The following is a 24,542-nucleotide window of genomic DNA, read 5'->3' as shown; positions in this document are numbered from 1 at the left end:
GCTGCCCAGTTTGTACATGAGATGCGGAGGCTTTCAGACGGGACTATTCGCGAAACGCTTGGTCTTTGACTTTGACGACGGGACGCAAAACGTAGTCCAGCACGGTTTTCTTGCCCGACAAAATATCCACTTCTGCGATCATGCCTGGGATGATTTCCACTTCTACACCATTGGCATCCAAAATCGAGTGTTTGGTCTGAATTTCGACGACAAAAACCTCTTCGTCATTTCGCTCGGACCGGGTGATGGTGTTGGCTCCAATCCGCGTGATCTGGCCATCCAATGCACCATAACGGGCAAAGTCGTAGGCCGTAATCTTTACTTTGACCGGCTGCCCTGCGCGCAGAAAGGCGATATCTTCCGGTTTTACATAGGCTTCGACCAGCAAGCGATCGTCGAGAGGGATAATCTCGATCAACTCTTCTCCGCTTCTGGCCAGCCCTCCGATCGTAGTACGGTAGATCCGATTAACCACGCCGCGCATTGGGGATTTGACTTGGGCACGTTCGGCACGATCCTTAAGGGCCGGTAAAAGAGGTTGTAGGGTCGCAAGTTCTGCCGTGGTGATCGCCAAATCGGTCAATGCTGCGCTTCGAAACCGGCTTTGCGCTGCTAAAATCCGATCGTCAATTTCATCCAGCCCGGTTTTCAAGCGATGCGTGATCGCAACAGCCCGTGTAAGCCGCCCCTCCCATTCGGCCTCATTTCGTCGCAACGTCAGCAGTGTCGTCGCGGGTTCCATGCGCTGTTCGACCAATGGTGTCATAATGGCGCGTTCCTCTGCCAGGATTTGCAAGGTTTCGTCGGCAGTTACCTGATCAACAAAGCTTTCCTCGTATTCCCGGTGACGTTGTTGTCGTTGTCGCTCCAGGATCGCGATCTCAGATCTCAACTCGGATTGCCGGGCGTCAAATAGGGCCGCTTCCGATCTGACGACTTCCGGCGCGCCTTCGACCAGCCTTGGCGCAAATCGCAATTCGGTTTCGTTTATTTCCGCCTGCAACCGGTGGACTCTGGCCATCAAGCCAAAAGCCCTTTGTTGTTCCTGGTTGAGTTGGCTGTCTATTTGCGTGGTGTCGAACTCCATCAACAATGTGCCCTCATCCACGATTTGGCCTTCTTTGACGTGCAGCGATCGCAATACGCCGGATTCTGTGGCGTCGATGAGTTGAACATTGGCTGATGGAACGATGCGCCCGTCCACGCGTGTGACGTCGTCCAACTCAGTAAAATACGCCCAGAACCCTACTGTCAGCAGGCAAGCCAGAATTGCAAACAACAACACAGAACCGCGCCAAGGAGATTGCCCCCTTATTTCATTGGCCAATGATGCAAAGTCAGGATGCTGCGACATTCAGATGCCTCCCATTGCGGCGTGGCTGCCGTGTCAAAATCGATTTTGGCCCATCTGCGGCAACCTGTCCGTTTTCGATCACGATAATCCGGTCAACAAGCGCCAGAAGGCTGGTGCGATGGGTCACGATAATCATCGTGTCGCGTTTGGTAGCGCTATGCAGGCGCTTTATGACCTCAGCCTCGGTTTTCACATCCATCGCGCTCGTGGGTTCGTCCAGTAAAAGTACCGGAGGACGGCCAATCAAAGCCCGTGCCAAGGCAATGGCTTGGCGTTGCCCGCCGGACAATCCCTCGCCACGTTCGGCAAGAGGCTGGTCATAACCGCCAGGATGGTCGGCGATGAAATCTTCCACTCCGGCAACTTGCCCTGCGTCAATTAGGTCCTGATCTTGCGGCCTGATCGTGCCACTGGCAATGTTTTCACGGATCGTTCCCGAAAACAGCCATATGTCTTGAAGCACTGAACCAATGTTGCGCCGCAGGTCGCCTGGATCAATTTGTCGGATGTCTACACCATCCAGCATCACTGACCCTGCGCGGGGCTGGTAGAGACCCAGCAATAGCCGCGAGATAGTGCTTTTGCCCGACCCGATGGGGCCTAGAATTGCGACTTTTTCGCCAGCTTCAATATCGAAGGACACATCGCTGAGGGTGTCACGGGTTTGACCAGGGTAAGAAAACGAGACGTTCTTAAATGCGATACGTCCTTCAATAGTGCCACGGGTGATCCATGTCCTCCCTTGGGGACGCTCGCTTTCTGCTTCCATCAGCGCGTTCAGATTGCGGTACGCGCTGCGCGCCTGATTTGCGCGTGTCAACGTTTGCGCGAGCTGCCCCAAAGGGGCGAGAGCCCGACCGGTCAACATGACCGATGCGACAAGGGCACCCATACTGGTCGCCCCTTCGGTGATCAGAAAGACACCATAGAACACGATCAAGACCTGGGCTGCTTGCTGAGTGAACCCTGTCAGGTTCAGAGCCAATTGAGTAATAGCTCGACTTTTTACACTGTGTGATGCCTGCCGTTCGACCGCACCTTCCCAACGGCAACGCATCTGATTGGCAGCGGCCGTAGTTTTGATGGTTTCAAGTCCCGAAACCGTTTCGACCAAAACGGATTGTTTGGATTGTCCTCCGGAAAAGCTTTGTTCGGCCAACCGGGACAAAAACGGTTGCACGGCCAGCCCCGAAAGCAACACGATTGGCACTGCCATGGCCGGTATTATGGCAAGAGGGCCACCAACAAGGTGGATGGCGAATACGAACAAAGCGACAAAAGGCAGATCAACGACAGCAACCAAGGTTGCCGAGGTGAAAAACTCGCGCAGCGTTTCAAACTCGCGAACTGTGCTGGCCATAGCGCCCGTCGATCCGGTTCTGGATTTCATCTGAATGTTGAGAAGGTGGTCGAAAATGCGTCGTCCCATCATCCTGTCCGATTTTTGACCTGCTCGGTCGATAAACCCGGCGCGCAACAGTTTCAGGACGAAGTCGAATACCAGTGCTAGACCGACACCAAGGGTCAATGCGATCAGCGATTCAGTTGCTTCATTGGGTAGCACTCGATCATAGACCACCATGATAAAGACAGATGTGGAAAGCCCGAGCAAATTTGCCACCGCAGCCGCAAGCGCAACTTGCGCGTAGGACCAGCGGTTTGAACCAATGGCCGACCAAAACCAATGACCGGTCTCGGGTCTGAATGTCCTGTTGTGATCCTCGTTGTGCACGCGCCGAAACAATATCGCGTAGCCAGTGTAGATCGTTGCCAACTTAGCCCCTTCGATCTCGGTTATTTCGTTTCCCATCTTTGGGTCAAAAATCAGGAGATCGCCGTTTTCCGAAAAACCGTGAAAGACGACGGCGTGTTGATCTGTCAGAAGTAAAATTGCGGGCGTAAAACTACTGTCCAAATCCCCGAGCGCCCAACGCCCATAACCGGCTTGCAACCCAGCATTCTGAGCCACCTCGAGCAGGTCGTGAATGGTCAGCCCGCCGCCGTCTCCGGTTAGTGCGGCATTCAATGCAGCGCTTGTAAGTGGACGATCGAGATGAGCTGCAACATGCAAAAAACACGTTTCAAGCCCAGACGTTTTGGACGGCCCAATCAGAATTTGTTGTTGTGTCATTGTCTTGCCCCCTGGGTCACGACCTCAAGGCCGAGAAGGTCCAAAATGTCACCTGTCAAACTGAGCGCAGCATAGTTCGTCAAAAAGAAATTCTGATCTGCCAGGATCAGCCTTTCCTGAGCGTTTACATAGTCACGTTGGGCGTCGAGAATTTCGATGAGACTACGCCGACCTATGGTGAATTGCGCCTGCGCTGCCTCCACGCTGTCTTCGTTTGCCTTCGCGGCGATCTTGGCAGCTTGCAGTCGCTTGGCGCCGGCTTGCTGGTCAGAGCGAATAAAGTCAAGCTCGCGCCGGATATCTCGTATCAGCGTCTCGCGCGCGAATTCGGCTTCGCTTACTCTGGCTTCAGCGGCAGAAATCGAAGCGCGGCGCTGGCCGGTGCTATCCAGCTCATAGTTCACGGACAGGTCAATTCCGAAATCTGTATCATCGTCATCGTCGCGGTCTGCAAAGGCAGCCAATTCAACGCCCGGACGACGGCGTGCCAAAGCCGCTGTCAAATCTGCCTTAGCGGCCAATAAGGCCGCGTCTGCTCGTCTGACCTGAGGGCTGTTAACTACAATTTCCGTGTCTGTTCGCGTCAGCTTCGGCGCCTTTGCCGGCTTCGATAGATCCCCGGCCTGTTGGCCGAAGATGTCGCGGAATTGCGCTTCGGCACGGTCGATTCTGGCGCGTGCATCTGCGAGGCGTGTCTGCGCATCCGCCATTCGAGATCGCGCCGCCATGACATCCGCCGTTGATCCGGCACCAAGAGAGGACCTTTCAGTGATCTGGTGCAGGATATCTTCGTGAACTTCGACGTTTCGAACTGAAATGTCGAAAATCTCACGACGGCTGAGAACCGAAACGTATGCTTCGATTGCTGCAAGAGCTATTGCGGACCCTGTTTGCAGTTGGTCTCCCCTGCTTTCAAGGACGCGCGCTTTTGCTGCGGTTAGCTCACTGGAGGCGACCCCGCCATCATAGACGAGTTGGGAAATACGAACGTAGGGCGTGAAATTCGCAAGGTCGGAATCGGATCGTTGCGATCGAGCGCTGAGACCGAGATTTACTTGGGGAAGAAAAGCTCCACGTGCCGCTTCTTCGGTTGCGGTAGCTCTTTTATAGCGGCTTTCACCTTCCGCAAGGCTCGGGTTGTTCTCGACCGCCTGCTTAACGCGTTGCCCAAAAGACGTTCGAAGCAGGGTCAGTGAAGGAGCAGTGGCCCCGCGACCGACTGCACCAGCGGAAAGAGACGAGTCGACATACGATAAATCCGGTCCGAAAGCGCAAGCGGTAAGCCAGCCTGAGAGGATGAAGTAAAGGACCAGTCTTCTAGGGGATAGCCGCATTTAATAACTACCGTTTTGTTGAATTTCGTTCCATTGGGCGAGGGCCATTGCGCCGAGGAAACCCGATAGATCTGAATTTTCGGTGTACGAGGTTTGGACTTGACAAGTTGTCAGATTTCGCTCGGCGCTTGCCAGCCAAGCGCAATGAGATAACGACACTTGATGGGCGTGAACCAGCCGCAGCGTTCCATCATTGATCAGCGCCAATTTGTCTTTGTCGGTCAGGGCCGCCAGCTTTCCAGAATCTACGATAAGAATACCTTCGGGAAATTCGATTCCTTCGTGCATTCCGGCGGATTTCAGCAAGTCAAACGTATCCAATTTATTGCAAATCGCTGCGGTTTTCTGTTTGTTTTGAGCCCGCATTTTTAAGAAGCCAAAGACCTGGCGCAGTTCAGGCGTTAGATCACCGCTGGCATTGAAGAAGGGTTCTCCTTCCTGACCTACAAACCCCAGTGACTCGTCGACCAAAAGCCCCTCTGCGTTCAAGTCCTGCTTGGCTGGATCTTGACTGGCGCGCCAGCGAAAAGGAGGACAGCGCAAATCGGATGGAACATAGCCTGCCAACCATCGCCCATCATCTGAGACGAAAGGGGTGCGGGCGCCGCTTAGACTCAGCAAAGCAAAGGGGTGAATTTCGGTGCCCGCGCGCCGAAACACGATCGGAAAAGCCGCCGCAACCTGACGAATCTCTTTCTCGACGATCGGACATTCCGTGAGGTTTTGCGCAAAGCGAAAAGAGGTAAAACGTTTCCAGTATTTTCCTTGGTACCTCGAAAACGTCAGTGGAAACTGACCGTTCTGTGCCATATTCACCTCATGCGGATATAAGACACCGCCGATTTTCAAATTCGGCGGTGTCGTTGGATCAGGCGGATGCGCCAGTTGGGTCGGTGTGCAGGATATTGTCGGGGGACAAACCGCTTAGGTCGTCCAGCCCTGTGAATTCTGCAACTGTTTCAACCGATGCTGCATTTGGTGCGCTGTATTCGACATGGACCAACACGCTGTCATCGCCATCTGTCGCCATGACATAGATTTCGTCACCCGCCTGCAGATCGCTCAAACTCTCGACAGCGTTTTCAATTGTGCCTGCGCTCAAATCTACCAAAGCGGTCGTAAGACCCACGAAACCAGTATTTGTGCCAACGGCGTCTCCCAGTTCCAGGGTTTCGAAATTAGTTCCGTCTCCCCGCAGTGTGGTACTGTCGAACCCATTGAACATAATCGCATCTGTGACCTCAGCCTTTGCGCCGAGCGTAAAGCCCGTAATGGTGTCCACGCCGTTGGCTGCTGGCGTAGCTTCGAAGACCACGACATCCCGCCCTGCGTTCGATACGTCTATGGTGTCGTTTCCTCCGAAACCTTGCAGGAAATTGTCGACGGCGTTTGCGGTAAGCGTATCGTCTCCTCCACTGCCCAATTGGTAGACCGAAGGACCGCCGTCGGGCGTATCTATGGTCAGAATGATTGGTTTGGAAGGATCAACGACAGCCGCGGTAAATGTCACAACGGGTTGTGACAGGTCCGAATAGGTCGTTGCGACCCCCGCGATGTTGACAGCTGATGCTCCGACTGGATTGGTCAGGAAAAGCCCGAAATCACTGTTCTCGGAAATGGAGGTAGGGTTGATTGTGACAACGGCCGGATCAAATCCGATTTCTGCTGTGACGGCCAGCCCGCCCGAGATATCGCGGTTCGGGTCGGCGTGAATTTGGAATATCACCGAAGAACCATCGTTGCTGACTTCCGAGATTGTGTATGCGGCGGGTAAATACGCGGTTGTTGTATCCGTTGTAGGTGCGGGATCCGGCCCACCCGTAACTGTTGCCTGAACTTGAAAAGTGAGGTCGTCACCAGCGTTTAGACCAGCAAAGTCGCTTGAAGAGACCGGCAAAGACCATGTCCCGTCTGCGCCAACCGAGGCTGTCCCCACAGGTGTTCCGTTCAGGGTTACACTAACAGTCTGTCCTGCTGTAAGACCTATCGAACTTCCAGAGACTGTGAGCCCCGTACTCTGCGCGTCTGCGAGCAAGACCGATCCGTTGGTACCCGTGGAATTCAAGGATAGTATCGGACGGAAATCCGTCGTTATCGCTGCCGTCGCCGGTGTCGCCGGATTGCCTGCCAAATCAGCGACATTTGCGCTTATGGTGAAGGCTGTTGTGTCTGCCAGGCTGCCGAGATCTCCAGAAGGGATGGTCGCGCTCCAACTTCCCGAAGCAATCGTGGCGACATAGTCCTGACCGTTCAGAGAGACCGTAACAGTTTGCCCATCCTCAGCGGTCGTGGTGCCGGATACCGTCAGGTCCGAGCCCCTTTCCGCGATGTCTAGCGTAGATCCGACAGCTAACGGGTCAATCGCTATGACAGGCGCTGAAAAATCGGTATCGAAAGTGCTGATGTCGGATGCGGTATTGCCTGCCGTGTCGGAAACAGAGGCGGATACGGTGTAGGATTCCGTGTCTTGTAATTCAGTCAGGTCAGAAGGTGTCGCGGTAAACGACCAGCTTCCCGAATTCACAGTGGCGGTCCCTGCGACGTCTACGGTGCCATCCCCCCGGACAATTTGGACGGAAACGACAGCTCCGTCGCCCGCATCGGAGGTGCCGGAAACCACGAGGTTGGTACTAAGTTCTGCGAAGTTCAGAACAGGCCCGTCCGAAAGTGAAGTCACGTTGATTGAGGGTGCGGAAAAGTCGGTGTCAAAGCTGCTTGTAGCTCGTACAGCTGGGTTTCCGGCCTCGTCGGACACATCAGCGGTGATGGCGATGGTTGCGCCGTCCGATAGGGCGGCTACGTCACTCGCAGGAGCAGTTGCTGTCCATGCGCCGCCAGATACCGTAGCGGTGTAGGATTGGCCTCCGAGATTGACAGTGACCGTTTGCCCGTCTTCGGCGTCGGTGGTGCCAGTGATTGTCAGATCCGTACCCCTCTCGGATGCATTCATGACAGCGCCAGCCGAAAAACTGTCGATGCTAAGGGTCGGCGCGGTGACGTCCTTGACGATGGCCGTGCTGGCTTGCGGTGCTATCAATCCATCCGTGTCAGACACATCTGCTGTGATGGAGAATGTTCCGCCATCGGTCAATGCGCCGAGATCGGATGCAGGGATAGTAACGTTCCATACTCCACTTGTGACCGTACCTGTATAGGTCTGGCCGTCCAGTATGACGGTTACGGTTTGACCATCCTGAACATTTGCCGTCGTCCCGGAAATTGTTAGGTCTGATGTCACTTCCGCCGTGTTCAGTGCGTCGCCAACGGGGAGGGTTGCGATCGAGATCGATGGCCCGGTCAAGTCGACCGGAATAGATGCGTTGACCAAGGTAGAAATGTTGCCAGCCGCATCTGCTACTGAAACGCCAATTGCGACAGGTGTGCCGGTCGACAGTCCGCTTAGGTCCGCGGCGGGGATTGTGACAGTCCAGTTTCCTCCGGATGCGGTGCCCGTGTAGACCTGCCCATTGAAGTCAAGCGAGACTATTTCGCCATCCGCAGCCGTGGTCGTCCCGGTAATATTAAGGTCACTCCCTACGTCAATCAGGTCGATGGATCCGCCAGCTACCGGATTGAGGGTCAACGTGGGCGCGGTGAAATCCGTTTCAAAGCTGCCTGTTGCCTGTGGCGCAGGGTTGCCCGCAGCGTCTGTCACATCTGCTGTTACCGAAATAGTTGTTCCATCTGGCAAAGCTGACAAGTCTGCCGCTGGTATTGTCGCTGTCCATTGGCCTGCGTTCACCGTGGTTGAATAGACTTGTCCGTTGACGGACACCGTGATGGTTTGCCCGTTTTCAGCGTCCGAAGCTCCGGATACGGTAAGGTCGTTTCCTTGCTCAATGGCGTTCACAACCGCGCCGTGCGAGAAATCGGTTATTGCCAGCGTCGGAGCAATTGTATCGACATTGAAGGTCACGTTTTCGACCGCCAGTTCGTTCCCGTCGCCGTCAAGATGACGGATCGTAACGGTGTTGACACCTTGGGGAAGGTTTGCCGCTTGGTCGGGTGTCAGTGCAACGTTCCAGCTTCCGTCTGGTTCGGGCTCCACCGATACGGAAACGGATCCGATCGACACTTCGATATCTGTTGTCCCATCGGGCGTGACCGAATTTAGTGCGGTGCTGCTCAGCGCGTTGGATTGGGCTCCTGCCAAATTCAGGTGGGGATATGTTGGTGCCGGAGCGGGATCATCGCCCCCGCCTCCGCCCCCGCCGCCTGCAGCAGCGGCCGCCCCGGCCAAACCAAGTCCACCTAGTGCGGCAGCGCCAACCCCACTGATGCCACTTGCGGCAGCCGCGCCGCCCGCTTCTGCGGCCAGGCTGAACTGCGCAATCTCAGCCACGATATCTTCCGCGATCATGATTGCACCACTATCGAGAATCTGGATGTTCTCTGCCGCCACGATCATCGATTTCCCGTTCGCCAATTTAACCAGGACATCGCCATCTTTCAGCAGTTTGACCGATCTGACACCTGGGATGGTTTCGGCGAATTGAAAGGCGTAAAGCTCTTCGATCGTGGCTTGCCCCAGAGCAGGCAGCGCCATCAGCGTTGAGCCCAACCCACCTGCAAGACCCCGACCTGCCCAGCGGCGCATTTTGTCATCAAGCCAACGACGAATCTGCGCTTTGTCCTCGACCCCGGTCACGGGGTTGTTCGCGTGGCGATTGGAATCGTGGTCTTTGGTCATCTTACCCTCACATGTGGTGTCCGCGTCCGCCCAAGGGGTCCAGCTTTTGTTCATCTGTCTTGCCCTCCAGTGACTCATGCGGTCGGACCAGAAAAAATTGAGTTAAACTGATGCCGAACTTCGCGTTTTCACCACATTTGTGCTTTGATTTCGGACCGGGCATCAGATCATCCTGTCATTAAAGCCAAGTGTGGCACGGGGTGATTTGACATGATGCTTCAATTCGAAGGCGTGGTTGCAACGGGAAGCGTAGCGCTCGATTCAGGTATCAGCGATACGGCTTTAAAAACGTTTAACGGGGACACGTTTCTATACAGCGTGACGGGCCCTGGAGGCGGCATCACGGTTTGGAAGCTGCTAGAAGGCATTGTTCCGCAACAGCAAGACATTCAATATTACAGCGGGACGATTTCGCAACAAATAGGCAATAGTGCCGAGCTCGTGACGCTTGCCGGTAGTGACCAACTGATTCTGGATGTCGATTTGGCCACGGGATTGGTAGGATACACACTTAATCCAGATGGAACTGTCGGAACGTTACAGACTATCGACAGTCTGATCGGGGGCGGAGATGTTTCCGCGCTTGTGCAATACTCGGTTGAGACGGGTGGAGTGCTGGCCTTGGCCCATGAAGATACGGGTCAAATCTCGACCTATCTAGTGAATCCGGACGGAAGTCTGACGGTGTCGGGATCCATCGCCGGTCGCGCCGACTCGATGGAGGTCATTCAATTTGGCAGTGAGAATGTCGTGGTGGCCTCTGATGCAGAGACGGATTCCATCGCGATTTACACAGTGGATTCCGCCACGGGGGGACTGTCAGAAGTTGATAACAGCGATGCGCTGAACCAACTGGGCATTGCAGTGCCTACCGCGGTTGACGTGGTGCAAGCGTACGGTCAGTCATGGGTCGTCGTCGCCGGGGCGCAGAGCAATTCCATCAGCTTGATGAAGCTGGATGCCTCGGGTTCGCTTGTACCCACGGATCACGTGTTGGATTCGTTGCACACGCGGTTCGAAACCCTTCAGGACATGTCCGTCATCGAGGTGGACGGCCATGTGTTCTTAGTGGCTGGGGGAGGCGATGACGGGGTCACACTTTTCACGATGACACCGGGCGGGCAACTGGTTTACCTGGACAGTTTTGCCGACACGTTGGACACCGGACTACAGAATGTTGAGACGGTGATCACGGCTCATGTCGGGGATGAGCTGCAAATATTTGCCTCCTCACAACAGGATAGTGGTCTGACGCAATTGACAGTCGACCTCTCTGATCTGGGGATCGTGCAGGAAGGGTTTGGCACGATCACTGGCACAGATCAAAACGACATGCTTAACGGAGGTATTCTCGACACGAATTTGTCGGGTGGGGCGGGAGATGACATCCTGATCGCCGGTGCCGGAGCCACAGAGATGACCGGTGGGGCCGGAGCGGATATTTTCGTCATGCAGCATGGCAGCGCCCCTGTGATCATTACTGATTTCGAGGCGGGTACAGACCGTCTGGACATGTTCGATTTCCCACTGCTGCGCACGCCGGATCAACTTACATTCACGGCTACAGGTCAGGGGGCCTGGATAGAGTTTCTGGACACTACGGTCGAACTCATATCCGCTGCGGGAGGTCCATTGTCCGAGCAACAGGTATTCGGCGCGGGCTTTGGTGGCCCCGATCATATACCCGTGGACCTGGGGACTTTGGGGGGCCTGGACCCCGGTAGCTCGGATGGTGTTCTGGGCGATATCTCGATCGATTCCCAAACGCAGAATCCGGCTTTGGCGAATGCAGAAATCCAGTTAGCGCTCGAAGGCGGGGGCATTTTGACCGTGCGCGCGGACGAGAATGGTGTATTCGACTTTGACCTCCCTCCTGGGATGTTCTCGGGTGAGTTTGACGTGATCAAGGGCTATTCAACGGCAAGTGCCGATATCAATGCTCTAGACGCGCTTCAGGTTTTGCGTATTTCCGTCGGGCTTGAACCAACATGGGGACCGGCCTCGGCCGAGAATCTGATTGCGGCCGACATCACGCAAGACGGCACTGTAAATGCGTTGGACGCGCTGGCGATTTTGCAGGTTTCTGTTGGGCAATCTACCCCACATTCGCCGGAATGGGTGTTCTTGGACGATGATGCGGATCTCAGCGGTATCACGCCGAACAATGTGTCCTACGAAACAGGGGTCGATATCGTTGCCGTAGACAACGTGATCACCGCAGATATGACCACTATCCTGCTTGGCAATATTGAACAGGCCTAGCCGCTCTATTCCCGGAACGCCCTGTTGAAATAGTCCGACAATGGTTTGACCAGATAGGACAGAGGCGTACGCTCATCTGTTTTAATCATGGTTTCGACGGGCATTCCGGGGAGCAGTTCCTGACCGTTCAGACGGCCAAGCTGTCCTTCATTTGGTACAACTTCGGCGCGATAAAAGGTCAGCCCGGTGTTGTCATCGGTAAAAGCATCAGCCGAAACGTTGATGACTTGCCCTTCGATTTCTGGTGTTTCACGCTGATTGAACGCGGTGAATCGCAGCAGGACAGGCTGTCCCACGTGCAGCTGATCGACATGAATGGCGTCCACGCGCGAGGCTACCAGCAAAGGTGTGTCCAAGGGCACCACATACATCATAGGCTCGGCGGGTTGGACCACGGATTGCAACGCGAAAACCTGACTGCCATAGACGACCCCTGTCACCGGTGCGCGAATATCCAGCCTGGACAGACGCACGGTCAGGGACAGGCGTCGCTCGGCCAGTTCAGCGATCTGTGCCTGAACATCGCGCAGGGTCGATATCGCCTCTTCTCGGCGGGCTGCTTTCAGCTCGACAATCTGGATCTCGGTTGCCGCGATCTGCCCGCGCAAACGGGCGATATTGGCCTCTAACCGGCCGATATCCCCGGTCAGGCTGGCCTCTTCCCGCAACAGCGCCGAGACCCTGCTGGCCTGTGTCAGGCCCCGATCGAACAAGCTCTGCTGATCTTCCAGCTCCTCCCGGATCAACTCGACTTGACGGCGCAGAGAGATAAGCTGAGCCTCCGTACCTTCAATCTCGCTTTCCGTCTGAATGCGTTGCTTCCCGAGCTGCTCGGCTTGTTGATTTAATGTGTCCAACCGGGCCTCGAACAAACGTTGCTGGCCGCTGACTAGTTCGGGTTCGATGGCCTCTTGCCGTTCCAATTCGTCCAGACGTGCGCGCAACTCCTGTGCCGGGATGCCGTCACGTTCCGCTTCCAGTCGGGCTTTGCGGGCCAAAAGCTCGAACAGTTGAGTTTCTACGATGATTTTCTCAGATTTCAGAAAAGTACCGTCCAACCGGATTAACAGATCGCCCTGCTGAACCTCGTCACCGTCGCGCACGAAAATCTCTCCGACCACGCCGCCGTCGGGGTGCTGAACGACCTGCCGGTTGCTTTGAACTTCGATCGTCCCCTGCGAAATAATGGCCCCTGCAAGTCGGGTCTGTACGGCCCAGATTCCCAAACCGCCAACCAGAATGGCCAAGGCGACAAACCCCACCATCGCCGGAAATGTGATGCGCCAAACAGGACGCGTATCAGAGCTGCTTTTTTGCATCAATTCCCCGCCTGACTGAGGCCGCGTTTGATCGCACCAGCGTTTTGGACCATGGCTCCCAGCACCTCGTCGCGGGCACCGGACTTGATGATCTGTCCACGTTCGACAACGATCAGGTTTTCACATTCCGAAATTGCCTGCGGACGATGCGTCATGATTATCACGGATTTCCCAGCTGCCTTGAAGCCGCGCACTGCGGTGTTCAGCGCCTCTGTCCCATCGGCGTCCAAGGCCGAGTTCGGTTCGTCCAAAATCAAAAGTACCGGGTCCCCGTAGAGTGCGCGCGCCAGAGCGATCCGCTGTTTTTGACCACCTGAAAGCTGGCTATCGTTGCCTTCAAGAAACGTGTCATAGCCTTTTGGCAGCGTTAGGATCAGCTCATGCGCGTTCGCTTTTCGGGCAGCTTCAACCACGGCCTCGGCGTCCGGGTTTTCCGACATTCGTGCGATGTTTTCCGCAACAGTGCCATTGAACAGGGTCACGGTCTGCGGCAGATAGCCGATATGCTGGCCCAGATCGGTCGGGTCGTATTGATCCAACGTCGCACCGCCCAAGCGGATTTCGCCGACCGCCGGATGCCACAATCCCAGCAAGGCTTTGGCTAGTGTCGATTTGCCCGAACCGCTGCGCCCGATCACGCCCAGAGCGCTGCCCGGTGCCAGGTTTAGGGAAATGTTGCGCAAAGTTGGTTTTTCCGCACCCGGTGGAATGACGGTTAGTCCCTTGGCCGTCAACCGGGCCTCGGGAACAGGCAGCTTGGTACGAGGCGTTTCAGGTGGAGTTGAATCCAGAAACTCGTTCAGAGACCCCCAGGCTGTTCGGGCACGTTCGATCATCGCCCATTGGCCAATTGTCTGCTCGATCGGAGCCAGCGCGCGACCCAGCAGAATAGAGCCAGCAATCATCGCGCCCGGTGTCAACTCGTTGCGCAGAACCAGCCAGGCTCCCAAAGCCAGCATAGCGGATTGCAGGAACAGTCGCAGTGATTTGGTCAGTGAGGTAAAACTGCCAGTCCAGTCGCTGGCTGCGATTGTCTGATGCAATGCATTGGTGCGTTGTTTTTGCCAACGCTGAATGATGTCCTTCTGCATCCCTTGAGAGCGTACAATTTCCGCCGCTTGCCGCGCGTGTTCGGAAAAGGAATTCGCCTGTGCCGAAGCCGATTGCGCCGTGGCCACCTTGCGCCGTGTCAGCGCTTGGTTCAGCAATGCTATAGTCACCAGAAATGCTCCGCCGCCTACGGCAAGCCATCCCAGCATCGGGTGGAACAGGAAGATGGCAGCCATGAAAACCGGTGTCCACGGAATGTCCATCACAGCCAACAATACCGGCGATGAGCAGAGGTTTTGAATGGCTTCCAAATCCCGCAAACCTGTTGAAGGCGCAGCCCGGACCTGAGGATTCAAAGATCGTTGTAACGTCGCCTCGAACACACGTTCGTCCAGGGTCGACTGGAATCGGGCACCAAAACGGGCTACGATACGGCCCCTGGCATAGTCCAGCATTGCCATCAACCCGTACAAAAGCGCCACTAACAGGAAAAGAGCAGTCAATGTTTCGACCGCGCGCGACCCCAGAACGCGGTCGTAAACCTGCAGCATGAACAACGGTCCGGTCAGCATCAGCAGATTCACGAAAATGCTGAACAAGAAGGCGAGCGTCAGAAAGGCTGATCCCTGATTGCGAACTTTGCGCAGCTCGTGTTGTGGAGGTTGAGAGAAACGGCTTGCTGGCTTCACGAGTAGGACTTTCGACGACAATGCTGTTTTGACTCTAACGCACCACAAAGACAGTTAAAATGCATGGGTTGTGAGATAGAGCGGAACACTGCCGCAAAAGCTACATCAAACACACAGTGATGGGAATGATCGGACCGCCGCGGATCAGACGCCGTTGCTCCCCTGCCGATTCCGGAATTGCGGCGATAATGTCTCACGACGCCCTCGGGCCGTTTCGGTCAGTTGAATAGCGGTGCAATCGGCGTCTACGATGAATCGGAACAAATTGATTAGTTTTTAAGTTCCGGTATCCGGAGATGAGAGAACTCGACTACACGTATCACTATGCAGGCCGGTCATCTCTGACCGGAATGTCATCTCAGCAGAAGCTGAGTCTGGTGGCTGATCAGTCCGATCCAGATGCTTCTCAGGATTTCCTGATCGCACACGCCAAACACCCTCTGATCACGGCTAGGTCTTTGCGCGCGGTTTCCGATATCGTCGGCAGCCGCTTTTACGTCCCACCCGCGATGCTGGCCCGGATTCTGCGCGAAGCGGACCCAGTGGTCACAGTAGGGCACGAAACCGTGCGGTTTGAGGGGTTTTCAGCTTGTTGCAGCACCTATGCCCGTCTGGACATAGATGAGGCCGCGCTAGACGCCGAACAGCGTCGCACAGGGACAACCAATGTGGATTTTGGCCCCAACTTGAGGGCTATGCTGGCCCAGGTTTCGCCCGACAGCCAGTTGCAGATCTCGATTGGGCCCAAAGCCGTGGCCCTGACACATGATGAAAACCGACTCGTCGAACGAAAAGTACCGCTTCCCTTGCGCTGGTTGAAGGGATTTGCCGAGGTGCAGAGCCATATGGCTGGTATGGTACCCGCTCTTTCATTGGCCCCGACACCAGCACAGAAATTTTTGCGCAGTTTGCCGCGATCGAAATCGGATCATCTGGTTTGGGTATCGGCTCAGGGGCAACGGGTCAGAGCAACAACCCGAGCTTCGCCGGGTAGCGTGCCGTTGCGCGGTGGTCATCGGTTAAACGTGTTGCTGTCTCTGGCCCCTAAGGCGAAGACACTGCGTGTTTTTGTCAACGAAGGTCTGAAAAGTTCGGCCTGGGTTTTGGATTTTGCTGGGCAGCGTTTGTGTCTGGTCTTGAATGCAGATCCTTGGCGCGGGTTTTCAGGCGACGGGCAGTTGCTCTCTGACCTCACGACCGAGGCCGAGAAAACGGCTGCAGTAACCGCGCAATTGAACTGGCAGGACCGGCTTGATCCCAATATCCTGGCACCCCTCATCAACGCCTCACCGCACGAGGTGCACATCGCGCTGTGCCAATTGGCTGCGTTGGGTCGTGTAGGTTATGATCTTTGGTCGCAAACCTGGTTTCACCGAGAACTCCCCTTTGGCTTCGAGCGCGTCAGATCTTTGAATCCAAGGCTGAAAGCCGCCGCAAACCTGGCGGACAACGGAGCGGTCGCATTGTCCCAAAACTATGCGGATGTGAAAAGTGGCGATGTTACGCATCGGGTTCGCTTTGCCGAGGACGGGCACAGCTGCACATGCCCGTGGTTTGCTGCCAATGGCCATACGCGTGGTCCCTGCAAACACATTTTAGCCGTCGAACTGATGATGGAGCGCCAAGCGTGACTGAACAGGAGTTTCTGACCCTGATTACAACGCGCACTGCGCGCTATGTTCTAAAGGCCCTCGCAAAGATGTCGGAGGCGGATCGAAGGCCATTTGCCCGGCATGCGCTGAAGATGCAAAAAGCTTATGAAAAGGTCTGGTGGGAAGCGCAGATGAAAGGCCAAAAGCCGCTCAAAGCATTTGCCAAAGACGGCGAAGCATTGGGGATCGCCGTGATTGCCACCGCCAGACCCTCGGAATATGCCTGTGGGGATTGGCGTATCTTGCCGCAATCCCTTCCTTTGGACGAAGTGTTTGCGCAGCTTAAGCTCAGTTGGATCGACGCCTGGGCCGAGGCTGCGGTTGAAGACAATCCCCGCCTGATCGACGCGGTACATTTGTTGAACCGAAAAGGGTTGTGCTCAATCCCTCAGACGGACGCCTATATTCTTGGCTACTACGCCATTCAGGCGGGCGTTCCCGACAACGCGCGGGATCAGTTTTTGTCTCAGGATGTCTGGCGGTTCTTCGAGGTTGAAGGCGGTGGTGATCTCAGCCTTGCTGCGCATGACAAATATTCAGGACCCCGCGCAGGATGGGCGGATGTTTTGCGAGCTCTGAGCGAAAACGGTGACCTGGACCGACAGCGCTTGTTGGATAGCTCACTAGAGGCCCTGAAGCGGGATTTTGCGCAGTTTCGCGCGGGTTGGTACTCGCGGTTTCATACAGCGCTAGAACCGAGCGATGCTGAAATCGTTGAGCGCGTGGATCAGTACCTCGGCCTCCTCAATAGTGCGGTTCCCCCGACAGTGGCGATTGCGGTCAAGGCGCTGAAGCGCGCCGACAAATGTGGTGAACTTGACGCAAAGGCCCTGCTCGACGCGATTGAACCTGCTTTGCAAAGCCACCAGAAATCGACGGCTTTGAATGCGTTAAGTCTTTTGAAATCCTGCGCCAAACGCAATCCGGATAGGGTAGCCGAAATTGCCGAAACCGCCACCTCGTCTTTGATATCAGAGGTTGGGGATGTGCAAACTCGAGCGGTGGATCTGATAGAAAGCCTCGGTCAGATGCATAATGCCGGGGTTCAGACGGCGATGGCGGACTATCTGGATGTGGTGACGCCGACGGTCCGCGCGCGGCTTGCTGACACCGCACCTTTGGCCAAAGCTGAAATCACCGACTTTCCCGTTCCTAGACCTGAGCCGTTTGAGCCTGTTTCCTCCGTAGATGAGGCGGTTTCGGCATATCTGGCCCTCCTGGAGGATTGCCATGACCCCTTCCTGATCGAGCAGGCATTTGATGGAATAGCGCGGTTCGGAGCCGAGGCTGCCCCGCTACTTGGCCCTCTAAAAAAGCGGGCAAATCAGATCAGAACGCGCGATCTCGAGGGCGGTTTTAGTCCGGGTAAGTATTTTCAGCGACCTATTTCGGTTGCGGGATTGAGCTGGGCCAACGGGTCCGATTTCGATGCCGAACTGCAACCCTATCTAGAGCCACGATATTCCGGTCACCAACCCTTGGGTATTTCGCCCCATAGTTTCGAAGGGATATTCGCGGCGCGCGCCAAAGAGCTGTTGTCTTTCGTTCAGGCGGGCCATTCGGTTCCGATGCTCTCGGCCCCTTCCGACAATAGCGGATGTGTTGACCCATTGCGTTTGATTGACAGGCTGGAACATTACCGTGGCCTGAGTGTTCGGCCGGGGGCCATGGATTTCAGACTTGCGATCCTGCGGCTGGGATCGGAAGGGCGCGAAAAGGCGTTGGCGGCTCTAAACCCGCAGACCGAAGCAGAGCGTGCGTTGGGATATGCCTTGGGCGGTGAGTTCAGGCCTGAAACAGATTGCCAACTCTGGGCTATGGCCTGGCAGGAGCGCCGACCGATTGAAGCCGACCCCAATATCCAGCGTTTGGTTGGGGGTATTATTCCCGGTCTGGGTACTCCTGCAGAGTATCGTTTCACGGCCAAAATCCGGCGTATCGACGAATATTTCTGGCCGCAGCCCAGCGTCTCTATTTTACCGAAAATGCCAGGTGATGTTGATCCGAGTTTGGGTTTTGCCCTGCCTGCGAAATTCGAACACTGCTATGGAGGCGATCCTGGTACCAGCTGGCTGCTAGGACTGAACCCGTGGGCAGTATTGATGAACCCAACGCAGCCAGAGTTGTATTTTGTTGCCGGTATTTTCGATCTGGAACTGGATCAAAAGCTGACGCGGCACCATTGCCTGACCTATCTGGACCCGTTTTTCCGCCCCGGATTGAAGCCGGGTAAAATGGCCCATGCGATGTTGGCGTGGTATCTGGCAAGTGCGGATGAAGGTATCGGAATGACCACCAGTGACTCAATCGCAACCTTGATTGCGCAGGGCAGATTTCAATCCGAAGAATTTGCCGACGCCGCGCGCGAGTTGGTCTTTTTCGGAGCGCTCCCCCTGCGGCGTTGGACCAAACGCATGGCGCAAGTCTCTGAGCTATCCAAAATGCACGCGCATGAGATTCAAAAAGCTTTGTCAGCGATGCTGTATGACTTGCCCGACACGCTTCCGCGGGATTTGGGCGGAATTCTGGAACTGCTCCATGAGCTTTGTGTGCTGTCAGGGTCTGGTTTGACAGCACCAAAGTCTACAGCAGCTTTGGCGGCGATCAAAGCTGGCGGAAAGACCGGTAAGTTTGCAAAGAAACTGTTGAAGCTTCATAGCCTATAGGGCCTTGAGCCCGTCAGGCCGCGGCGGAATTGACGAAGATCGAATAGACAGAGGTCGAGGCCGTGATGAACAGCATGTTCCCGCGCGTGCCCCCGAATGTTAGGTTCGCAACCGTTTCGGGCACTAGGATCTTACCCAGCAAATCTCCTGCCTTCGAAAAGACATGCACCCCGTCTGCTGCCGAGCACCAGATATTGTCGTAGCGATCCACCCGCAACCCATCCGGCAATCCGTTGTCGATGGTTGCAAACTCTTGACCGCCGCTCAGACTGCCATCCGTGTTCACGTCGAACGCTCGTAGCACTGAAGGAACTTCAGGGTCGTGGCTGCTGCCTGACTCCGCAATATAGAGCCGGTTTTCGTCCACCGAAAAGGCAAGTCCGTTGGGCTGAACGAAATCGGTGACAACCGCCGAAAGTGCCTGCCCATCCGGGCTGGCGCGATAGACAAAACTACCCTCTTGTTCCGGGGTGGCCTGATGCCCTTCCAGATCGGACAGAATGCCATAGGTCGGGTCCGTGAACCAGATGGACCCGTCCGAGCGAACCACCACGTCGTTAGGAGAATTCAGGCGCTTGCCCATGTAACTTTCGGCAATCACCTGCCGTGTGCCGTCATGTTCCGTGCGCACAACCGAGCGGCTTCCATGGTGGCAAGTAACAAGGCGACCGTTTGGATCGCGGGTGTTGCCATTAGAATATTCGGAGTGCTGACGATACACACTTGCCCCACCACCTTCGGTCCATTGGTAGATGCGGGCATGGGGTATATCTGAAAACAGCAACAGGTTGTGTGCGGGAAACCAGACCGGCCCTTCTGTCCAGCGGTGCCCCGATGAGAGGCGCGCAAGGCCCATATTGCTATGGATCAGATCGCGGAACTCCGGCCGGATGATGTCGTAGGTCTGCGAAAAAATCATACGTCATATCCTTTACGGCTGGCCAATGCGACGACTCCGACGATGACAAGGCCGGTCAAAATAAGCCGGACGCCAGCCCCTAAACCGTAGGAGTTCAGCATTGAGACGATGAGAAACATAAACAAAGCGGCGCCCCAGATACCGGGCACGTTGGAATTGCCGCCACCAATGGAAGATCCGCCGATCACGACGACCGCAATGGACATCAACATGTATTCAGTCCCCATATTCAGGTTTGCACCCCCCGAAAAGCTGGCCAGAAGAAACCCCGCCAGCGCAGCACAGACAGCCGAATTGACATAGACGCCAAAGCGGACCGCGTTGACAGGAACTCCGCTGAGTCGGGCAGCGCGCAGGTTCTGGCCGATGGCCGATATCCACCGTCCCGCGATCGACCGTTCCAAAAGTACCCAAGCGCAAATCGCCAGAAGGATACCGATCACGGCGACATTGGGAATTCCCAGCGCTCCGCCAGTTGCAAAATCGGCCAGCGGCTCGGGCGGTTTGATACGCAGTCCTCGGTTCGACCAAATGGCCAGTGATTGATAGAGGAAAGAGGCAGACAGGGTCGCGATGATCGGTGGAATACGCAGCAACAGGATCAAGGCGAAATTCACCAGGCCGCAGCCAATGCCGACGCCGATTGCAACCAATAGACCGGGTATGATCAGCACGGTTTCCGAGTCCATGAACTTCAGGGCCAGCGTCGCCGACAATGTCATTGATGCGGGGATCGAAAGGTCGACATTGCCGGGACCCAAGGTGATCACCAGCATCTGCCCGATCCCGACGATGGCGGAAAAAGCAGCAAATGTCAGGGCGGCATAGAACAGCGACCCAGCACCGGAACCGGCGATCAGACTGGTTGCCGCAAAAGTCAGGGCGGCGGCCACAAAGGCCCAGATCCAGGGTTTTGAGAACAAGATCCGTACAGGATTCACGGGCCCTTCGGTGGATGAGGTATTATCGGTCACGCCGCAGCCTCCCTCCGAACGAAGAGCAGCCGCACCGCCAGAACAAGGATCAGGATCGCCCCTTGCGCTCCGATCTGCCAGTCAGGCGACAAGCGCAAGAAGGACAGGAAACTGGCTGCAAGGGTCAGGGTAAGCGCGCCGATCACCGCCCCAAACGGAGAGATGCGTCCACCGACAAACTCGCCCCCGCCCAGAATGACACCGGCAATGGACAGCAGAGTGTATCGCAGCGCAATGTTGGCATCTGCCGCTGTTGTCAGACCGACAAGGCACATTCCGGCCAGAACGCCGAACAACCCGGCCAGCCCATAGGCGGACGCGCGCAGTTTGACCAGAGACCACCCTGCGCGCTCCATCGCGCGGTCATTGCCGCCGACCCCTTGCAGGATCACGCCGACCCAGGATCGTTTGATCAGCAGGTGTACCACCAATGCGATAACTAAAGGTGCGACCACAGCAATGGGGACCAGAGGTGTCTTGTAACTCATCAACGTCTTGAGCCATTCCGGCGATGCGCCACCGGGCGAAGGTAGGATCAAAACGGCCAGCCCGCCCCAGACAAAAGACATACCCAAAGTTACGACAATGGCAGGCAACCCTCGGAATTGGATCAGCGCGCCCAAACAAGCATAAGCCAGAATAGCCGTCGCCAGGATGGCATAGCCGATCAGTGGTGTGTCGTGAACGAACGTAGCAGTCACGCAGGCGCAGAAGCTGACAAATGTACCAATCGACAGGTCGATATCGTTGACCATGATGATCATCATCTGGGCGATGGTCGCTAAGGCGACCGGAATCGCCAGATTGAACAGCAGGTTCAGACCGAAATAACTCATCGCGCGCGGTTGCAGGTAGAAGACAGCCCCCAAAAGCACGGCCAGCGACAAAACGGGCAGGGCGAGACGCAGACGATCCCCGGTCATTCTGCGGCCTCCTGCATTTCGAATGAGGCGGCAAGAATGTTCTCTTCGGTGATCTCATCCCCGCTGAGTTCCGCTGCAATGTGTCCGGTGCGGAAGACAAACACCCGGTCGCATTCTAGAATCTCGTCCGTCTCGGTGGAGTACCACAAGAAACTGCGTCCCTTGGCGGCTTCGTCGCGGATCATTTGATAGACTTCCTTCTTGGTGCCCACATCGACACCGCGCATGGGGTCGTCCATCACCACAATCGGCGCTGATGAGGCCAATGCCCGTGCGAACAAAACTTTTTGCTGGTTCCCCCCGGACAGAGACAGGATGGGGTTCGATACGTTGTCGGTGCGAATTCCAATCCTCTGTTTCCAGTTCTGAACCAGATCGGATTCCTTTCCGCGATCCACCAAAATTCGGCTGCTGAATTCGGACAGGGTGGTCAAAGACAAGTTTCTGAGGATCGACCAAAGCGGCATAACCCCGTCCCGGGTACGGTCACCCGCGACGAAGACCACCTCGGGATCACCCGAGGATTTCCAGACCGATGAATGGTCGAAAAAGATCTGTGCGAGCGCCTCGGCCTGACCATGACCGGCCAGCCCGGCCAAGCCCACGATCTCGCCTTGACGGGCGTTCAGGCCATTCTCGGCGCGCACAACCTCGGCACCCAGCGTTTTGGTGGCGCGGGTTTCGCTGGTATCGGTGTCGTCTGGTGCCACGTGACCCATAGCGTCCACAATGCTTTCGCGGGTGAAATTTCGGGCCGGTTGGTCATCCACGATCTGACCATCCTTCATGATCACGATCCGGGTCGACACATCGAAAATCTCACCCATCATGTGCGAGATGAACAGAACCGCGCCACCCTCGGTGCAAAAACGTTTGATATGATCCAGCAACTGCTGCGCGATGGCCGCATCAAGTGATGAGGTCGGCTCATCCAAAATAACAAGGCTGGGTTCGCTGTCGCGGTCTGCGAAGGCAATGGCAATTTCGACCATCTGGCGTTCGGCAATGGTCAGGTTGCCGACAGTGGCACTTGGTTTGATGCCGTGGCCGGGAAAAACCAGATCCAGCGCGTCCTGCATTTTCTGCCGCGCCACGCGTCGCCAATTCTTGCGTGGCATGGTGCGAAATGGAATGCGTAGGTTTTCCAGCACGGTCAGGTTCGGGCAAAGCGACAATTCCTGAAACACGCTGCGCACGCCGGATGCCTGCGCTTTTTGTCCATTGGTCATCGTGGCATCCCCGGCGCGGTAGGTCACAGCGCCCTGAGTGGGGGACAGCCGCCCGTTGATTACATTGGCCAGTGTCGACTTGCCCGCGCCATTGTGGCCGACCAATCCGATACACTCGCCCGCGGCAATTTCCAGCGTCGCTGCGCGCAACGCGTGAACGGGCCCAAAAGACATATGGGCCGCGTCCAGAGAGACAACCGGCGCAGAAACTGCGCCGGGTATCGTGTGTAAATCGCTCATTGACTACTGAGCCGACGAAATCACGTTTTTGGCCTGTTCCAACGTATATTCAACGTTGGCGACCGACCCTTTGGGCGTGGTTTTCAGCGACTCTTCCAATTCGTCCTGGGTGATGGTCAGGAAAGGCACGGTCAGGTCCTTGGGCACGTCGTTTCCGTCCAGAATCTGCTGCGCGACCCAGAAAGCAAGCGTGCTGACGCCCGGAGCAATCGACAGCGACGTGGTTTCATACCCGTTGGCGGCTTTTTCGTCGGCCCACCACTGCAATTCGTCCTGACGGTTGCCCATGACGATGGTTGGCATCGAGCGGTCGGTGGCTCCAATGGCCTGTGCGGCGCCATAGCCGTCACCACCTTGGGTCACGACACCGACGATTTCCGGCAGGCTTGGCAGAATGCCCGCAACGGCCTTTTGCGCAACGTCCTGCGCCCAGTCGCCATGAACCGAACCTACGATCTCAAAGTTGGAGTTCTTTACCTCGTCATGAATACCCGCGCTGATTTCATCATCGACGAAGACACCGGCCAGCCCACGGATTTCCAAAAGGTTGCCGCCATCGGGATAGCGCTGTGCCAGGTATTTCACTTGTTCGCGGCCCATCTGTTGGAAGTCGACGGCGATGCGCCATGCGCAGGGCTCCTGCACGATCCCGTCAAATGAGACAACGGTGATGCCCGCGTCGCAAGCGGCTTTGACCGCGCCGTTGATTGCCGTGGGCGAGGCCGCGTTGATGACGATGGCGTCATAGCCCTGCAGGATCATGTTCTGAATCTGGGCAGCCTGTTCGGTCGCCTGATTTTCAGAGGTGGTGAAGGCGTCCGCTGCGGCAACCAAGCCTTCGGCCACCGCTGCATCCCCATTTTTTTGCCAGCTTTCCAGCATGGCCTGACGCCATGAGTTTCCGGCATAGTTGTTGGACAGCGCGATGCGTTTGTCGGATGTGTCTGCGGTGGCACCGGTGGCCGCCAATACGGTAATGCCGGCGACAGCGCCGAGCATGATTGCCTTGAGTGTCATAGTTTCCTCCCTGGGCGGCCCCTCCGCCGCACGTTCATCGGGCCCGCTCAATCCGGCAGGCAGCGAGAGGATTCCGCGCAATGGGCAAAAGTG

15 protein-coding genes are annotated in these 24,542 nt (G+C 56.1%); 3 read left to right on the top strand and 12 right to left on the bottom strand.

Annotation, left to right across the window (positions count from 1 at the left end; genetic code table 11):
* Positions 1 to 43: 43 nt before the first annotated feature.
* Genes ACR0C5_RS12075 through ACR0C5_RS12055 form a run of 5 tightly spaced genes read right to left on the bottom strand, consistent with a single transcriptional unit; the run spans position 44 to position 9,509 of the window.
* Positions 44 to 1,354 carry an HlyD family type I secretion periplasmic adaptor subunit gene (locus tag ACR0C5_RS12075; RefSeq protein ID WP_480876846.1) on the bottom strand — a complete coding sequence of 437 codons (1,311 nt, stop codon included), beginning with the start codon at positions 1,352 to 1,354 and terminating at the stop codon, positions 44 to 46.
* A complete protein-coding gene (locus ACR0C5_RS12070; protein ID WP_480876844.1) occupies positions 1,338 to 3,485 on the bottom strand; it encodes a type I secretion system permease/ATPase in 2,148 nt (715 codons plus the stop codon). The genes ACR0C5_RS12075 and ACR0C5_RS12070 overlap by 17 nt, the downstream gene beginning before the upstream one ends.
* Entirely contained in the window at positions 3,482 to 4,819 is a 1,338-nt protein-coding gene (locus ACR0C5_RS12065) for a TolC family protein (RefSeq protein WP_480876841.1), read from the bottom strand. Before ACR0C5_RS12065 ends, ACR0C5_RS12070 begins: the two co-directional genes overlap by 4 nt.
* Positions 4,820 to 5,629, bottom strand: a complete 810-nt coding sequence (locus tag ACR0C5_RS12060; RefSeq protein WP_480876838.1) for a SapC family protein — start codon at positions 5,627 to 5,629, stop codon at positions 4,820 to 4,822.
* Positions 5,630 to 5,687: 58 nt separating this feature from the next.
* Positions 5,688 to 9,509: a beta strand repeat-containing protein gene (locus ACR0C5_RS12055; protein ID WP_480876836.1), complete on the bottom strand. Its 3,822-nt coding sequence runs from the start codon at positions 9,507 to 9,509 to the stop codon at positions 5,688 to 5,690.
* Positions 9,510 to 9,719: 210 nt separating this feature from the next.
* Here ACR0C5_RS12055 and ACR0C5_RS12050 point away from each other — a divergent pair, with 210 nt between their 5' ends.
* Complete coding sequence (locus ACR0C5_RS12050) at positions 9,720 to 11,771, top strand: dockerin type I domain-containing protein (protein ID WP_480876833.1); 2,052 nt, start codon at positions 9,720 to 9,722, stop codon at positions 11,769 to 11,771.
* Positions 11,772 to 11,776: 5 nt separating this feature from the next.
* Here ACR0C5_RS12050 and ACR0C5_RS12045 read toward each other — a convergent pair whose 3' ends face one another.
* Together ACR0C5_RS12045 and ACR0C5_RS12040 are read right to left on the bottom strand one after the other, a co-directional pair.
* Positions 11,777 to 13,090, bottom strand: coding sequence for an HlyD family type I secretion periplasmic adaptor subunit (locus ACR0C5_RS12045; protein WP_480876830.1), 1,314 nt, complete (start codon positions 13,088 to 13,090; stop codon positions 11,777 to 11,779).
* On the bottom strand, positions 13,090 to 14,787 hold the full coding sequence (locus ACR0C5_RS12040) for a type I secretion system permease/ATPase (RefSeq protein WP_174819457.1): 1,698 nt from the start codon (positions 14,785 to 14,787) through the stop codon (positions 13,090 to 13,092). Before ACR0C5_RS12040 ends, ACR0C5_RS12045 begins: the two co-directional genes overlap by 1 nt.
* A gap of 338 nt (positions 14,788 to 15,125) precedes the next feature.
* Here ACR0C5_RS12040 and ACR0C5_RS12035 point away from each other — a divergent pair, with 338 nt between their 5' ends.
* Complete coding sequence (locus ACR0C5_RS12035) at positions 15,126 to 16,460, top strand: SWIM zinc finger family protein (RefSeq protein WP_170773365.1); 1,335 nt, start codon at positions 15,126 to 15,128, stop codon at positions 16,458 to 16,460.
* The gene (locus ACR0C5_RS12030) at positions 16,457 to 19,147 is read left to right on the top strand and encodes a DUF6493 family protein (protein WP_480876827.1); all 2,691 of its coding nucleotides are present in this window, start codon (positions 16,457 to 16,459) and stop codon (positions 19,145 to 19,147) included. Before ACR0C5_RS12035 ends, ACR0C5_RS12030 begins: the two co-directional genes overlap by 4 nt.
* Positions 19,148 to 19,160: 13 nt before the next feature.
* Here the strand turns inward: ACR0C5_RS12030 and ACR0C5_RS12025 are convergent, their stop codons facing one another.
* The 5 genes from ACR0C5_RS12025 to ACR0C5_RS12005 are packed head-to-tail and all read right to left on the bottom strand — an operon-like array spanning position 19,161 to position 24,449.
* Entirely contained in the window at positions 19,161 to 20,066 is a 906-nt protein-coding gene (locus tag ACR0C5_RS12025; protein ID WP_480876824.1) for an SMP-30/gluconolactonase/LRE family protein, read from the bottom strand.
* Positions 20,063 to 21,040, bottom strand: coding sequence for an ABC transporter permease (locus ACR0C5_RS12020; protein ID WP_480876821.1), 978 nt, complete (start codon positions 21,038 to 21,040; stop codon positions 20,063 to 20,065). Before ACR0C5_RS12020 ends, ACR0C5_RS12025 begins: the two co-directional genes overlap by 4 nt.
* On the bottom strand, positions 21,037 to 21,963 hold the full coding sequence (locus ACR0C5_RS12015) for an ABC transporter permease (RefSeq protein WP_480876818.1): 927 nt from the start codon (positions 21,961 to 21,963) through the stop codon (positions 21,037 to 21,039). The genes ACR0C5_RS12020 and ACR0C5_RS12015 overlap by 4 nt, the downstream gene beginning before the upstream one ends.
* Positions 21,960 to 23,432 carry a sugar ABC transporter ATP-binding protein gene (locus tag ACR0C5_RS12010; protein ID WP_480876815.1) on the bottom strand — a complete coding sequence of 491 codons (1,473 nt, stop codon included), beginning with the start codon at positions 23,430 to 23,432 and terminating at the stop codon, positions 21,960 to 21,962. The genes ACR0C5_RS12015 and ACR0C5_RS12010 overlap by 4 nt, the downstream gene beginning before the upstream one ends.
* Before the next feature lie 3 nt (positions 23,433 to 23,435).
* A complete protein-coding gene (locus ACR0C5_RS12005; protein WP_170773370.1) occupies positions 23,436 to 24,449 on the bottom strand; it encodes an ABC transporter substrate-binding protein in 1,014 nt (337 codons plus the stop codon).
* Positions 24,450 to 24,542: the final 93 nt, after the last annotated feature.

This window comes from Ruegeria sp. N8 (assembly GCF_056531325.1).
This window is presented reverse-complemented; position numbering and strand designations above follow the sequence as displayed.

Bases quoted from the DNA above. Each gene is read 5' to 3' on its own strand.
- ACR0C5_RS12075 (WP_480876846.1), bottom strand. From the start codon at position 1,354: ATGTCGCAGCATCCTGACTTTGCATCATTGGCCAATGAAATAAGGGGG.
- ACR0C5_RS12070 (WP_480876844.1), bottom strand. From the start codon at position 3,485: ATGACACAACAACAAATTCTGATTGGGCCGTCCAAAACGTCTGGGCTT.
- ACR0C5_RS12065 (WP_480876841.1), bottom strand. From the start codon at position 4,819: ATGCGGCTATCCCCTAGAAGACTGGTCCTTTACTTCATCCTCTCAGGC.
- ACR0C5_RS12060 (WP_480876838.1), bottom strand. From the start codon at position 5,629: ATGGCACAGAACGGTCAGTTTCCACTGACGTTTTCGAGGTACCAAGGA.
- ACR0C5_RS12055 (WP_480876836.1), bottom strand. From the start codon at position 9,509: ATGACCAAAGACCACGATTCCAATCGCCACGCGAACAACCCCGTGACC.
- ACR0C5_RS12050 (WP_480876833.1), top strand. From the start codon at position 9,720: ATGATGCTTCAATTCGAAGGCGTGGTTGCAACGGGAAGCGTAGCGCTC.
- ACR0C5_RS12045 (WP_480876830.1), bottom strand. From the start codon at position 13,090: ATGCAAAAAAGCAGCTCTGATACGCGTCCTGTTTGGCGCATCACATTT.
- ACR0C5_RS12035 (WP_170773365.1), top strand. From the start codon at position 15,126: ATGAGAGAACTCGACTACACGTATCACTATGCAGGCCGGTCATCTCTG.
- ACR0C5_RS12025 (WP_480876824.1), bottom strand. From the start codon at position 20,066: ATGATTTTTTCGCAGACCTACGACATCATCCGGCCGGAGTTCCGCGAT.
- ACR0C5_RS12015 (WP_480876818.1), bottom strand. From the start codon at position 21,963: ATGACCGGGGATCGTCTGCGTCTCGCCCTGCCCGTTTTGTCGCTGGCC.
- ACR0C5_RS12010 (WP_480876815.1), bottom strand. From the start codon at position 23,432: ATGAGCGATTTACACACGATACCCGGCGCAGTTTCTGCGCCGGTTGTC.
- ACR0C5_RS12005 (WP_170773370.1), bottom strand. From the start codon at position 24,449: ATGACACTCAAGGCAATCATGCTCGGCGCTGTCGCCGGCATTACCGTA.